General features: G+C 70.4%; 20 protein-coding genes. 14 read left to right on the top strand and 6 right to left on the bottom strand.

Annotated elements, in window-relative coordinates:
* Nucleotides 1-5 precede the first annotated feature (5 nt).
* The 10 genes from ABD785_RS24780 (at nucleotide 6) to ABD785_RS24825 (ending at nucleotide 5,548) form a co-directional block, all read left to right on the top strand.
* Nucleotides 6-518, top strand: a complete 513-nt coding sequence (locus ABD785_RS24780; RefSeq protein ID WP_344832547.1) for a hypothetical protein — start codon at nucleotides 6-8, stop codon at nucleotides 516-518.
* Complete coding sequence (locus tag ABD785_RS24785) at nucleotides 515-814, top strand: hypothetical protein (protein WP_344832549.1); 300 nt, start codon at nucleotides 515-517, stop codon at nucleotides 812-814. The genes ABD785_RS24780 and ABD785_RS24785 overlap by 4 nt, the downstream gene beginning before the upstream one ends.
* Nucleotides 811-1,023, top strand: coding sequence for a DUF7620 family protein (locus tag ABD785_RS24790; protein ID WP_344832550.1), 213 nt, complete (start codon nucleotides 811-813; stop codon nucleotides 1,021-1,023). Before ABD785_RS24785 ends, ABD785_RS24790 begins: the two co-directional genes overlap by 4 nt.
* Nucleotides 1,020-1,340, top strand: a complete 321-nt coding sequence (locus ABD785_RS24795; protein ID WP_344832553.1) for a putative phage holin — start codon at nucleotides 1,020-1,022, stop codon at nucleotides 1,338-1,340. The genes ABD785_RS24790 and ABD785_RS24795 overlap by 4 nt, the downstream gene beginning before the upstream one ends.
* A 40-nt stretch (nucleotides 1,341-1,380) precedes the next feature.
* Nucleotides 1,381-2,139: a peptidoglycan recognition protein family protein gene (locus ABD785_RS24800; protein WP_344832555.1), complete on the top strand. Its 759-nt coding sequence runs from the start codon at nucleotides 1,381-1,383 to the stop codon at nucleotides 2,137-2,139.
* The gene (locus ABD785_RS24805) at nucleotides 2,139-2,384 is read left to right on the top strand and encodes a hypothetical protein (RefSeq protein WP_344832557.1); all 246 of its coding nucleotides are present in this window, start codon (nucleotides 2,139-2,141) and stop codon (nucleotides 2,382-2,384) included. Before ABD785_RS24800 ends, ABD785_RS24805 begins: the two co-directional genes overlap by 1 nt.
* A gap of 128 nt (nucleotides 2,385-2,512) precedes the next feature.
* Entirely contained in the window at nucleotides 2,513-2,773 is a 261-nt protein-coding gene (locus ABD785_RS24810; protein ID WP_344832558.1) for a hypothetical protein, read from the top strand.
* A gap of 144 nt (nucleotides 2,774-2,917) precedes the next feature.
* Nucleotides 2,918-3,796, top strand: coding sequence for a phage antirepressor N-terminal domain-containing protein (locus ABD785_RS24815; protein ID WP_344832561.1), 879 nt, complete (start codon nucleotides 2,918-2,920; stop codon nucleotides 3,794-3,796).
* A gap of 70 nt (nucleotides 3,797-3,866) precedes the next feature.
* Nucleotides 3,867-4,121, top strand: a complete 255-nt coding sequence (locus ABD785_RS24820; protein WP_344832562.1) for a hypothetical protein — start codon at nucleotides 3,867-3,869, stop codon at nucleotides 4,119-4,121.
* A 590-nt stretch (nucleotides 4,122-4,711) separates the two neighbouring features.
* Complete coding sequence (locus tag ABD785_RS24825) at nucleotides 4,712-5,548, top strand: SDH family Clp fold serine proteinase (protein ID WP_344832563.1); 837 nt, start codon at nucleotides 4,712-4,714, stop codon at nucleotides 5,546-5,548.
* Here the strand turns inward: ABD785_RS24825 and ABD785_RS24830 are convergent, their stop codons facing one another.
* From ABD785_RS24830 to ABD785_RS24845, 4 genes are all read right to left on the bottom strand, one after another.
* Nucleotides 5,549-5,791: a hypothetical protein gene (locus tag ABD785_RS24830; protein WP_344832564.1), complete on the bottom strand. Its 243-nt coding sequence runs from the start codon at nucleotides 5,789-5,791 to the stop codon at nucleotides 5,549-5,551.
* On the bottom strand, nucleotides 5,752-6,201 hold the full coding sequence (locus ABD785_RS24835; RefSeq protein ID WP_344832567.1) for a hypothetical protein: 450 nt from the start codon (nucleotides 6,199-6,201) through the stop codon (nucleotides 5,752-5,754). The genes ABD785_RS24830 and ABD785_RS24835 overlap by 40 nt, the downstream gene beginning before the upstream one ends.
* The gene (locus ABD785_RS24840) at nucleotides 6,194-6,424 is read right to left on the bottom strand and encodes a hypothetical protein (protein ID WP_344832569.1); all 231 of its coding nucleotides are present in this window, start codon (nucleotides 6,422-6,424) and stop codon (nucleotides 6,194-6,196) included. Before ABD785_RS24840 ends, ABD785_RS24835 begins: the two co-directional genes overlap by 8 nt.
* A gap of 245 nt (nucleotides 6,425-6,669) precedes the next feature.
* Nucleotides 6,670-6,918: a hypothetical protein gene (locus ABD785_RS24845; protein ID WP_344832571.1), complete on the bottom strand. Its 249-nt coding sequence runs from the start codon at nucleotides 6,916-6,918 to the stop codon at nucleotides 6,670-6,672.
* 185 nt (nucleotides 6,919-7,103) lie between these two features.
* Here ABD785_RS24845 and ABD785_RS24850 point away from each other — a divergent pair, with 185 nt between their 5' ends.
* The gene (locus ABD785_RS24850; RefSeq protein WP_344832573.1) at nucleotides 7,104-7,871 is read left to right on the top strand and encodes a DUF6879 family protein; all 768 of its coding nucleotides are present in this window, start codon (nucleotides 7,104-7,106) and stop codon (nucleotides 7,869-7,871) included.
* Here the strand turns inward: ABD785_RS24850 and ABD785_RS24855 are convergent.
* Together ABD785_RS24855 and ABD785_RS24860 are read right to left on the bottom strand one after the other, a co-directional pair.
* Nucleotides 7,868-8,755 carry a helix-turn-helix domain-containing protein gene (locus ABD785_RS24855; protein ID WP_344832575.1) on the bottom strand — a complete coding sequence of 296 codons (888 nt, stop codon included), beginning with the start codon at nucleotides 8,753-8,755 and terminating at the stop codon, nucleotides 7,868-7,870. The two genes, ABD785_RS24850 and ABD785_RS24855, sit on opposite strands and share 4 nt — an antisense overlap.
* 79 nt (nucleotides 8,756-8,834) lie before the next feature.
* A complete protein-coding gene (locus tag ABD785_RS24860) occupies nucleotides 8,835-9,641 on the bottom strand; it encodes a hypothetical protein (protein ID WP_344832577.1) in 807 nt (268 codons plus the stop codon).
* An 85-nt stretch (nucleotides 9,642-9,726) separates the two neighbouring features.
* Here ABD785_RS24860 and ABD785_RS24865 point away from each other — a divergent pair, with 85 nt between their 5' ends.
* The 3 genes from ABD785_RS24865 (at nucleotide 9,727) to ABD785_RS24875 (ending at nucleotide 12,543) form a co-directional block, all read left to right on the top strand.
* The gene (locus tag ABD785_RS24865) at nucleotides 9,727-9,954 is read left to right on the top strand and encodes a cytochrome ubiquinol oxidase subunit I (RefSeq protein ID WP_344832579.1); all 228 of its coding nucleotides are present in this window, start codon (nucleotides 9,727-9,729) and stop codon (nucleotides 9,952-9,954) included.
* Nucleotides 9,951-10,880, top strand: coding sequence for a cytochrome d ubiquinol oxidase subunit II (locus ABD785_RS24870; protein WP_344832581.1), 930 nt, complete (start codon nucleotides 9,951-9,953; stop codon nucleotides 10,878-10,880). Before ABD785_RS24865 ends, ABD785_RS24870 begins: the two co-directional genes overlap by 4 nt.
* Nucleotides 10,881-10,974: 94 nt before the next feature.
* Nucleotides 10,975-12,543 carry a CocE/NonD family hydrolase gene (locus ABD785_RS24875; RefSeq protein WP_344832583.1) on the top strand — a complete coding sequence of 523 codons (1,569 nt, stop codon included), beginning with the start codon at nucleotides 10,975-10,977 and terminating at the stop codon, nucleotides 12,541-12,543.
* The last annotated feature ends 46 nt before the right edge of the window (nucleotides 12,544-12,589 follow it).

The raw sequence follows: 12,589 nt of genomic DNA on the forward strand, positions 1-12,589 counted from the left end.
ACTAAGTGCCCTACCCGGAGTTCCGGGCCGGTCAGCGGGTCACCGCTCTCCTGCTCAACAAGGGACGCCCCGAGTACATCTACAACGCGGCGCCGCAGACGAACGCGACCACGACCCCGGCCGACATCACCGACCTCGGCTTCTGGGGCGAGGCCGGCGGGGTCTACGACGTCAAGGCCCGCGTCGCCTACGACGCCCCGACCGCCACCGACGCCGTCTTCCGCTGGTTCGTCCCGGGCGACGGCGTCATGCAGCGCAACATCATCGCGCAGACGGCCGGGACGACCACGAACATCGACAGCAACATGATCGCCATCCGGCGCGGCGGGACGACCGCGCAGATCGTCGGCGCCCCGAACGGCGTCGCCTCGGCGTTCAGCGTCTACCTCGAGGACTCCATCCTGCGCATGGGCGGCACCGCCGGATGGGTCCCGCTGCAGGTCAACGCGAACGCGGCCGGAACGGTCACGGTGCAGGGCGACAGCTACCTCATCGTCACGCAGGTCGGCGGCCTGTGAAGGATCCGACGCTGGTGTGGGCCCTGTGGGGCGCCGTCGCGTTCCTGGGAACCCTGGTCGGTGCGTTCATCCGGGCCATCCTCGTTGGCGCTCTGGTGCCGCGGACGGTGCTCGACCGGGCCCATGCGGAGGGCGACAAGTGGGAGCAGGCATGGCATACCTCGCAGGAGGCGCTCGCGGTGACCGTCCAGCAGGGATTCGGCGAGGTCGGCGCGCAGCTGACCGCCAACACCGAGGGTGTCCGGATGATGGAGCGCATCGTCGACGCGCTCGTGGCCAGAGGACCGGCGCGGTGAGGTGGCCGTGGTCCCGCCCACCGACGGGCCCGACGCCGGCCGACGAGGCGCTGCAGAAGAGCGCCGAGCAGCTGGAGGAAGCCCTCGAGCGGAGCCACCCGACCGACCGCCGCCAGTACCTCGAGGAGTTCGCGCAGCGCATGCGTGAGATGAGAGAGCGCAACCACCTTGCCGAGGCGGTCGAGCGCGCGCTGAGGGAGGGCCGGTGAACCTGCTCCGCCTGATCGGCGACGTCGCGGCCTTCGTCTCCGCCGGGTCCGGCATCGTCTTCTGCGCCGCCTACGCCGTTACCGCGCCCTGGTGGAAGAGCGATGAGGGCAGGCACCTCATGACCTTCACCGCGCTCCTGAGCATCGCCTTCTCCTGGATCTCCTACCGCGTCATCGTCGCCACAGCGACCCTCTCACCCGGCGAAGCCCTCTCCCGAGCGGCCGTCTACAGCGCGCTTGCCGCCGGCATGGTCTGGCGGCTCGCCCTGCTCTGGCGCCGCCAGATCGGCCCCGGCCTCCGCCGCCGCAGGCCGTGATCCTCACCCCCATGCCGTCAAGCAGATCTAGGAGGTCTCGATGACGTACCCCTACATCCCCGCCCGCCTCCACGGCGGCGCTCAGTCGACGATCACCCGCATCGTCATCCACGCCACCGTCAGCCCCTGCGTGAAGGGCGGTGCCCGGAACGTCGCCGCCTACTTCCAGAGCAAGAACGCCGGCGGCAGCGCCCACTACATCGTCGACCCCGGCGAGATCGTCCAGGCCGTCAAGGACAACGTCGTCGCCTACCACGCACCGCCCAACACCGGCACCCTCGGCGTCGAGCTGTGCGACCCCCAGAAGGGCACCGCGGCGCGCTGGTCCGACGCCAACCACACCGCGATGCTTCGCCGCGCCGCGGTCCTTGTGCGCGCCCTGGCGGCCGCCCACGACGTGCCGCTCGTCCGTCTCTCCGCCCTCGACCTCACCAAGGGCAAGCGAGGGATCTGTGGCCACGTCGAGGTCTCCCGGGCGTTCGGCAAGACCGACCACGGCGACCCCGACATCGGCGGCAAGTTCCCCTGGCCCGCGTTCATGGCCATGCTCACCGACGAGGAGGACATCGTGTCCCAGCTCCCCCTGCTCAAGCGCGGCGCGACCGGCGAGGACGTCCAGACCCTGCGCGCTCTGCTCCTCGCCCGATCCCACCCCGAGGTCAAGACCGTCGAAGGCACCTTCGACGCCGTCGTCGAGGCGGCCGTCCGCGCGATCCAGGAGTGGGCCGGCATCGACGTCGACGGAATCGTCGGCGACGACACCTGGCGGGCGCTCATCCTCCGCGCCCGCAAATCCTGATGGCCGACACCGCCACCGCGGCGCGGACCCTCGCCGCGGCCCGGCTCGTCCACGCGGTCGATGCTCTGCTCGCCGCTGCCGACCCGTCCCTGCCGGACCGCTGGTGGTGGCGCCGCGTCGGCCGTCCCGCCCTCGCCCGGCTCGGCGCGCGGATGCACCGCACCGGGTGGGAGTTCGAGGTGCAGCTCGTCCCGACCGCGGAGCACCGCCGCCGCCCCCTCGCCGGTCTCGGTGAGCCGACCTGACCAGGACCACCGATCGACCTGCCCGACGCCAGCGACCGCCTCCTCCTCGAGGCCCTCGCCGTTCTCGATTCCACCCTCGCCCCGCCCCGGCCTCCCTGGTCCGAGGCGCTCGTTCCTCCGGAGGCTCCATGTCCACCGTGCCCAAGCCCACCCTCGGCCGGATCGTCCGGTACGTCGGCAAGTACGGCATCCACGCTCCGCGCGCCGCGATCGTCTCGTGCTCCCTCGCCGACCTGATGCCGGAGGGCGACGCCCCGGCGCTCGACTCCGACATGCATGTCCACCTGACGGTCTTCACGCCGTCCGAGGCCGGGATGTTCCCCGAGTGCAACATCCCGTACTCCGAGGGCGGCGAGCCCGGTACCTGGTCCTGGCCGCCCCGCGTCTGACCGCTGACCCCCTCGAGGCCCTGCCGATTCGGCAGGGCCTCCGTCGTCCCTGGCCTACGGGCCCGGCGACGGCAAACGAAGGGCCCCGACCTGGAGGAACAGGACCGGGGCCAGCCAACCATCAACCACAGATTGAAGGTTCGCGTGTCTCAGCCTAAGGCCCCCACCCTCCGCGCCGACGTCGTCGCCGTGCCCTTCCTGCGCGGCCACATCCCCGCCGTCCTCATCGACGGCGAACCCCACGTCATCCTCAAGCCCATCGCCGATCTCCTCGGCATCAACTGGGCGAGCCAGTACACGAAGCTTTCCGCAGCTCAGTGGGCCTGCATTGTGCTCATCACAACGCAGCTCCCCGGCGAAGCCCAGCCCCGCCAGGTCATCGCGGTCAGCATGGAGACCTTCACAGTCTGGCTCGCCGGACTCCAGGAGAGCCGCGTCAGCCCCGACGCCCGCGAGACCGTCGCCGCCTACAAGCGCGAGGCGGGCCGCGCCCTGCGCATCCACTTCTTCGGCACCCCCGCCCGCATCGACGACGGCGACGAGCTCGCCGAGCTGGAGCTGGCGAACTCCCGGCTGGCCAAGGCCATCACGATCGCCAAGCACGAGCGGGCCGCCCGCGAGGCGGCCGAGGCCGAGCTGGTCGAGGCGGCGCCGAAGGTCGAGGCCTACGACCAGATGATCGACCACCGCGGCCTGATCCCGATGGCGGTGTTCGCCCAGCAGTCCGGCATCCGCCGGCCGAACGGCAGGCTCCTTGGCGAGCGGTCCGCGATCGAGGCCCTGCGCGAGGCCGGCGTCCTGAAGGACGCGCCCGGCACCGAGCAGCACAACACCCCCTACCAGGAGCACGCCCACCGGGTCGTGACGAAGAGCGAGCAGCGCGGCCCGGTCCGCGTCAACGTCCCTTACGTCGTGCCGGGACAGGCGCACTACCTCGCCCGGCGGATCGCCGAGCAGCTCAGCGCGGGCCAGGAGCCCCTGCCGCGCGCCACGGTCGTTGAGCTCCGAGCCCTCGGGGCCTGACTCGATCAACGACCCGTCAACGAAGCAGCCCCGGCCATCTGCCGGGGCTTCGTCATCTCCAGGAGGTCTCATGCTCCCCAGCGTCATCCGCACGGTCGTCCCCGTGATCGTCGGCGTCCTGCTCGGGTGGGGTGTCCGCGTCGGCCTGAACTTCGACTCCGACGCCCTCACCTCGATCGTCACCGTCGTCATCACCGGCCTGTACTTCTGGGCTGGCCGCATCATCGAGCAGTACCGCCCCGGCCTCGGCCGCCTGATGCTCGCCGCCGGCCTGACCCGCAAGCAGCCGGAGTACAAGGTCATCCCCGGCCGCGTCATCCGCTAGGCGAGGCCCCCGCCCCGGCACCCACGCGAACGGCCCGCACTCCGCTGGGAGTGCGGGCCGTTCTTCTCATGTCATCCGCGAGGGGCACAAAACTCCTAAAAAGTGCAGTCAGTAATCGGTAGAACAACGTTCAGTTGCGATGACGACCATCAGGAGTACAGTCGGAATTCCCGGCCAAGCACATCGAGCTCCTCCGCAACCCGGACCCCTGCTCGCGCTGGCACCGCACGATTCTCTTGCGCTCGCTCCCGAACCTCTAGCCGGTCGAGCGCGTCAACTACCGCTAGTAACTATACGGCCACAGGACGTCTATGTTCTGGGGCCAATGAGGCCAACCTGTCTGGAATGGCCATGGTCGAACGTCAGTGGGGAGGGGTATTTTCGTGGTGACCGCGGCAATCAATGGGGGTAGCAATGAGCGATCAGAAGGATCAGCGGGTGCTCCGCCAGCCGGAGGACACTCGGGAGGACTGGCAGTCCCGGGTTCGGAAGGCGCTGGAGGCACGGCAGCTGGGCTTGGTTCACCGAGCACCCAGTCCTACGCCCACCTCCACAACGGCGCGCAGCCCGCGTGCCAAGAAGCGCTGAGCTTGCCCAGCCAGTCACCCCTCTTCCACGCGCAGAACGCGGACCGCTACGCGCGCCAGGAGCTGATCAGGCACTATCAGACCGAGTTCAACTGTCGGCTGATCGTCATGGTCGACGCGATCCTGGCGAATAACGTCACCTACTTCGAAGAACTGATCTTCGACGCCGACCCCGGTCAAGACCTCCACCTCGTCCTGCAGACACCCGGTGGAGATCCCGAGACCGCGATCCGGCTCGTCCGGGCCGCGCAGTCCCGGTGCAAGGAGCTCACCGTCGTCGTCCCCGACATGGCCAAGAGCGCGGGCACCCTCCTCGCCATGGGCGCCCACCACATCCTCATGGGACCGACCAGCGACCTCGGACCGGTCGACCCCCAGCTCCAGGCTCCTAACGGACGCCTGATCAGCTGCAACGACCTCATCAACGCAGTCGACCGGGCCATGAGCGACGTCCAGGCGTCGCCCGAGACCTACACCCTCCACTCCGCCCTCCTCGCCAACGTCGACGCGATCACCGTGCAGTTCGCCCGGAGCGCGATAGCCCGGACAGACGAACTCGTGGCCGAGGCCCTCAGCAGCCGGCCCGATCGCCCGACGGAGGAACTCGCGGAGCTTTCGGCGTCGCTCAAAGACGCCCTCGTCGACAAGACCAACAGCCACAACGCGGTCGTCGGGGCCGACGCCGCGAAGAAGGCCGGGCTGCCGGTCACCAAGGCCGACCCCCAGTGCCACCAGTGGCAGCTGATCTGGCGCCTCTGGACGAAGTACTACGCCCTCGGCCAGGCCTGCGCCGTCTACGAGGGTGAACGGGCGTCCTACGTGATCCCCTACGACAACTAGTCAGAAGTCCGGTTCCTCGCGCCGCTCCATACGACCGTCGATCCGTCGCCGCGCCTCGGCCCGGGACATTCGCCCCGGGTCACGCGGGTCGGTTTCGTCCCGCAGCTCACCGGCGGCCGGCGGCAGCCGCGGGACGGCCCGGTAGTTCTGCCCGGCGATCGCAGCGACGTCGCCGGCGTCGACCCAGGCGCGGCGCATGGTCGTCAGCTCGCCGCGCTGGTCGAGCTCGATCCAGAGGAGCATCGCCCACCAGCGGCCGCCGCGGCGCTGCCACGCGAGCAGGTAGCAGGCACCCCGGACATCGAGGTAGCGGACGACGGGCGGGACGGGCATCCGCTGATGTTCGCACACGGGTTCGATGCCTCGCGGTCGGCCTCTTCGCGGCCGCGCCATGCCCGGTGCATCGCGACGGTCCAGATCTGCCCGGCGATCAGGTCGAGGAGCTCCTCGCGGCCTGCGGCCGTCGACACCCCCAGGACTCCCCCGGCCTCGAGCTCGTCGAGGGTCAGACGGTTGACCGGCGTGCGCCGCCCGTGCCAGACCCCGAGGGACTGCTCGATCACCCAGCCGTCCGGGACGTCCCGCGGGCTCCCGGCCGCCCGGGCCTGCTCGAGGAGGCCGGGCACCGCGTCGCGGAGGCCTCCGTCATCCATCGGCCTGGTCCTCGGCGTCCGTCGGGAGAGGCGCGGCCGAGACGGCGTCCATGAGGGCGCTGATCTGGTCGGCCTGCGCGGTCTTCTCCTCCAGCTCGTCGACGGGCAGGACCCACGCGTCGGTCGCGGTCGGCGCCGTCGCCAGGAACTGCGCCAGCCCGTGCGCCAGGAAGGAGCTCCGGCGGACCGTGCTCCAGGTCTCGGGGTGCAGGTTGTCGCTCACGGCCGCCTCCGGGCGCCGCGCCGGTCCGGCCGGGTGGGAGCGAACACCGCGATCCCGAGCGAGAGGGCGATCATGAACACCCCCGCAATGATCATCTGCATCTCTGCCTCCAAGCAGGAGCGCGGCGGCGCGGTCGGATCCCGGGGGAGATCCAGGGGGGCCGCGCCACCGCAGCAGGTGAGCGCGCCAGCCCTGACTTCCCGTTGCCCTGGGAGGACTGACGCGCCCACGATCGTGGGGCCGAGCTACCAGCCGTGGGGCGGCAGGAGCACGGCGTTGCGCGCGTCGAGCTCGACCTGGTGGTGCAGCTCGGCGAGCAGCTTCGACGCCGTGTCCTCGATGAGGGTGCAGCCCGGACGGGTGCCCTTCGCGGACCTGGTCGCCTTCCAGAGCTGCGACGGGCCGGACTGCCGGATGTGCCAGGCGGGCCAGTTCTCGCGCAGCTGCTCGAGCGTCACGGGCTCCGCGTCCTCGAGCGGTGCTGTGGTCGCCATGACGGGACCTTCCTCGGTGAGGGCGTCGCTTACGTCTTCGACAGTGGCGTGTCAGGCCCACTTTGCGCCATAAAGTTCACAGGAATTCACACCTTCGATTCGTGCGCGGGCTTGACCCAGCGCGCGCGAGCGGGCGATCGTCGGACCGTGTGACCCGCCATCCCCTATCCCCCGGAGGCATCTCCATGGATCAGCACGACGGCTCGCCCACCTTCGCTCTCGTCGGCATCGACCCCAACTCTGAAGACGTCCGCTGCCCGGGGGTCTGGGTCGAGGAGGAGACCGAAGACCTCTACATGCGCGGCAAGGTCGTCACGGACCCGCTGATCCTGGCCCGGCTGGAGCAGGACGCGCCCTCGAGCGCGGACGAGGCCGTCGTCCGGATGCCCGCCCGGATGCGCGAGATGATCGCCGACGCCGCGACGGGCAACTACGAGCCGACCCGGGTGGGCCATGGCGACATCGAGCTGATCGAGCTGCTCAAGCGCGCCCAGCACTCCGCGATCCACCTCGAGACCCGCGACACCTACGACCCCGACAACCCGGCCTTCAAGGACTGGCTGGCCGGAGGCACCGGCCGAGCACCCCGGACCGCTTGGAGGACCGCCGGGACGTCGATGACGGAGCGCGGCGTCAAGATCCGGCGGGCCCGCGTGATCAGCTCACCGCCGACGGACTACATCCGGTGGGAGCACATGGTCACGGACGTGAACCTCGAGATCGGAGAAGAGGTCCGCTGGCTGACCAGGGACAGCGCGCCCGACCTCCTGGTACCGACGGCCGACTTCTGGCTCATCGACAACCGGCTGATCGTCTTCAACACCTGCACCGGCGCCGGCGCGCACCACCGCGACCACTACAGCAACGATCCCGAGGTGATCGGCCGCTGCCTCCTGGCGTTCGAGCGGATCTGGGAGCGCGCCGTCCCTCACGCCGAGTTCAAGCTCGACTAGCGATCGAGGACGGCGAGGGCCGCCCGGATCTGCCCGGCGGCCTGCTCGCCGTGAACGGCCAGGCCCATCAGCCGCTCCCAGGCCGCCACGTACATCGCGACCTCGTCCGGCCGGGAGATCGACAGATAGCCCGAGATGAGTTCGATGTTGACCCGGTCGTCGAAGATCGTGAACGACTCCTCCGGCCAGATCCCGTGAACGCCGTCCCGGGTGCGGTCGGCCTCGAGCGGGATGATCCCCAAGCTGACCGACGGCCACCTGCCGGGATCAGTCGTCATCTCCAGCAGATACTCGAGCTGCTCCCTGTGGACGTCGACGGGGTAGAGGCGATGCTGGAGGGCCTGGCCCTCGATCAGGAACACCCACCGCGCGCCTACCCGCTGGAAGACCGCCTTGCGCCGGATCCGCTCGGCCACCGCCTCGGAGACGTCATCAACCTCGAGGCCCTGGTCGAGCCGGACGGCCTCGAGGGCAACGCGCATGTAGCCCTCGCTCTGCACCAGGCCGCCGATGCCGTTCGAGGTGTAGGACCGGAAGTGCCGGACCTTCTCGTACCGGCCGTGGCCCGCGCGCTGGGTGGCCGACAGGCCGGCGCGGTTGATCTGCTTCCACGTCCGCCACATCCCGGCGACGTTGTCCTGCTCGGCCAGCAGCTCCGCGCGGCGCCGCTCCGGGACCCCGCAGATGTCGCACCAGAGGTTGATGTGGTCCGGCGAGATCGTCCGCTGCCCGCGCTCGATCATCGTCACCGGCGACGCCGACGCCCACCCGGCTCGCCGTGCGAACTCGCGCCCGGTGATCCGGGCGGCCTGCCGCATGGCGCGCAGCTGCTCGCCGAGGCGCTGCCGGGCGGTCTGGGCCGACGAGGACGGAGATGCTGGCATGGTGACGCCATGATGCCCCGCACTACACGGATCAAGAGGGTGGATTCACCAGGATTCACACCGCGGTCGGCAAAACTGGTCAGCCGCGGTTCAGCTGCTTCCAGTGCGCCTGAAGGGGCTTGCTCGAGCAGATCCATTTGCGGATCGCCTTGTAGATCTTCAGCGCCTTCGGGGACCCGGCCGGTACGGACGCGCGCCGGCCATGGTGGACGGTCCCGTCGTAGATCGCGGCCGTCGCCTTCAGGACCTCGGCGGCGCTCGCGCCACCGTAGAGGGAGTAGCAGCGCGACGCGGCCCGGCTCCACGCCTTCTCCGGGTTCGCCGCGAGAACCGGGTCTACGGCCTTCAGGGAGGAGAGGAAGGCCTTCCGGCGGGGGGCTGAGATGTACTTCTCCGACACGGTCCGCGGATCGTTCTTCGCGCCGTTGGGGCACTTGGCGCCCGCGACGGGCTCGAACTCCGCCTCGCCAGCCTTCAGGCCCGTGTTGGCGGCGCCGAGCTGGCCGACGGCGTACCGTCCGGTCGCGAGCCGGTTGTCGGCGGCCGCGGTCCCTCCGGTCGAGCAGTTGATCCACACGTGCCAGTCGCCGTCGCGGTCGTCGTGGGCGCGGCGGATCTCGTCGAAGATCCGCCGCAGGCCATCGCCTTCCGGGAGCCGGTCGACCTCGGCGACGAACAGGCCTTTCTCTGTCCTGACGATCTTGTAGGGGGCCGTGGGGGTCTTCGCCTCGTCGTCCTTCGGCCACACCGCGGCGACGGCCGCGACGATGGCGAGAACGATGAGCAGGAGGCAGCCGCAGCCGATGGCGAGCTCCCCCTTCTTCGGCTCCGGCTTCTTGGCGGGCGCCGCTCCGGCATGATGGGTGGGCTGCTGGTGGGGGGTCACGAGGTCTCCGAGGTTCGGGGGCCGGTCGGAGACTCGACGTAGACGATCACGGTCCGGTTCACGCCGATACTCAAACTGTTACCTCATGTTGGGTTGCTATGTACGGGCAACCGAGGTCGGCCGGCAGCCCTGGATCGTCTACGGCTACATGCGGACGTCCGAGGCGGTGAATCCGGCGGGCGGGCTGCGGTTCGGGCTCTATGTGGTGATGGCCGTGTACGCGGTGCTGGCGGTGCTGACCGTCGTGGTCCTGCGGCGGTTCCGGTACGTGCCGGCCGCGCCCGCCGAGACCAGGGAAGAGGTGACGGTGTGAGCGACGTCGCGCTGGCGTTGATCCTGCTGGGGCTGTCGGCCTACCTGCTGTTCGGCGGCGCCGACTTCGGAGCGGGGGTGTGGCACCTGACCGCGCGGGGGGCGGAGGACCGGAAGGTCATCGAGCACGCGATGGCGCCCGTCTGGGAGGCCAACCACGTATGGCTGATCTTCGTGATGGTGATGACCTGGTCGGCCTTCCCGCCGGTCTTCGCCGACGTCATGGGCTCGCACTGGGTGCCGCTGTCGCTGGCCGTCCTCGGGATCGTGATCCGGGGCAGCGCGTTCGTGTTCCACAAGGCCGTCCCGGACGGGGCCTACGGCTGGGCGTTCGGGGTGTCGTCGCTGCTCACCCCGTTCTGCTTCGGCGCGGTCGCCGGGGCCGTCGCGACCGGCGAGCGGTGGCTGGGCCCGGTCGGAATCTACGCGGGGGTCCTGACCTGCGCGCTCTGTGCCTACCTGGCCGCGGTCTACCTGACCTGGGACGCCCGCAGGATCGCCCCGTCGGCGACGGCCGATCTGTTCCGGCGGCGGGCGCTGGCGACCGGCGCGGTGGTCGGGGCGCTGGCGCTGCCCGGCGCGGTGGGGCTCGGCGTCCGGTCGCCGCTGCTGTTCCTGTCGGCCGCGGCGGGGCTCGTCTCGCTGGCTCTGCTGGTGGCGCGCCGGTACGTGGCGGTGCGGGCGAGCGCGGCGCTGGCCGTGGGCTCGGTGCTGTGGGGGGCGGCGTCGCTGGCCGATCTCGACCTCGACGGGGCCGCGGCCTCCGACGCGAGCCTGACGGTCGTCTACGGGGCCCTCGGGGTCGGCGCGCTGTTCCTCGTCCCGAGCCTCGTCTGGCTGTACGTCCTGTTCCAGCGCGCCGAGCCCCCGGCCAGTGAGCCGGTGACGGAATCCGGGGAAAATCTCCGTCTCCGACCACACAATTAGACGGTCCGTTCTATAGCGCGCCGCATAGAACCGGGCCCTCGGTACCTCTTTACTTACGTGGCTGGTTACCCGCAAGTAAGAAGGAGGCACCCCCATGCGCCCAAGTCCCGGCGCGAAGACCGCCGCGGTGGCGTTGCTCTCTTCGGCGTCCCTGCTCGGAACGCTCACGACGGCCGTCCCCGCCGTCGCGGCCTCCGGGTTCACCAGCACCTACGAGACCATCTCCGGATACGGCGGGACGCCCATCAAGGCGCTCGTCTTCCAGCCGGAGGGGAAGGGACCGTTCCCCCTACTGGTCATGCCGTCGAGCTGGTCGCTGTTCCACGCCGAGTACGCGGGGGCGGCGGCCAGGCTCGCCAGGGACTCCGGCTATGTCGTGGTCTCCTACACCAGCCGCGGATTCTGGGACTCCGAGGGCAGGATCGAGATCGCCGGCAAGCCCGACGTGAACGACATGAGCAAGGTCATCGACTGGGCCGTCACCCACACCCGGTCCGACGCCAAGCGCATCGGCGCCGCCGGGATCTCCTACGGCGCGGGCATCTCCCTGCTCGGCGCCGCCTTCGACCCCCGGATCCGCGCGGTCGCCGCGATGAGCGCCTGGGCCGACCTGCCCGACTCGCTGTTCGTGAACGAGACCGTCTCGGAGCAGACCGCCGCCGCGCTGCTGCTGCTCGGCCATGTCACCGGGCGGCCCGGGCCCGACTACCTGACCGTCCAGGACGGCTACATCAAGGACGACTTCGGCACCGCCGTGAAGCTCGCCGAGGCCCGCGGAGCGTCCCGGTACGTCGACCGGCTCAACGCCAGCGGCCCCGCCGTGCTGATCGCCAACGGCTGGCAGGACGGCATGTTCCCGCCCGGCCAGATCACCGACTTCTTCAACCGGCTCAGGACGCCGAAGCGGCTGATGTTCCAGCCCGGCGACCACGGCACCGCCGACGGGGCGGGCGCCGTCGGCCTGCCCAACGACGTGTGGGCCGCGGCCACCCGGTGGTTCGACCACCACCTGCGCGGCAAGCCCTCCGACGGCAAGGGCGACGTGGTCCTCAAGGCCAACAGCGGCGGCCCGTGGCGCTCCTTCCCCGCCTGGACCGCCCAGTCCGGCCGCACCCTCAAGTACACGCTGAGCGGCGGCGGCACCCTGACGCGCAAGAAGACCGGCTGGAAGAGGACCATCGCGACCGGCGTCCCGACCGTCGCCGACAGCGGCGTGATCGAGGGCACCGGGGCCGCCGCCCAGGCGGGGATCCACTGGACGATCCGGCCGTCCCAGGTGAGCCGGAAGGACGGCCTCGTCTTCCGCGGTCCGAAGCTCGGGCGGACCACGACCATCGGGGGCTTCCCCCGGCTGCGCACCACGGTCACGCCGAGCGCGCGGAACACGTCCTTCTTCGTCTACCTCTACGACGAGGCACCCGGCGGAAAGGCCCGGCTCGTCACCCACATCCCCTACACACTGCGCGACGTCAGGCCGGGCGTCGCCAAGCGGCTCGACCTGCGGCTCCAGCCGATCCGCTGGACCCTCGCCCGCGGCCACCGCCTCACCCTGGTCGTCGACACCATGGACGTGCGTTACCGCAGCACCAGCAGGAAGGGCGGCACCCTGACGTTCTCGGCCACCGCGGCCGAACCCTCCTCCGTCACGCTGCCCACCTCGTAGGACCCACCTCGCAGGACCCACCTCGCAGAACCGCCTCATGAACCCA

The sequence above is a fragment of the Actinocorallia longicatena genome (genome assembly GCF_039534125.1).
GTDB lineage: Bacteria > Actinomycetota > Actinomycetes > Streptosporangiales > Streptosporangiaceae > Actinocorallia > Actinocorallia longicatena.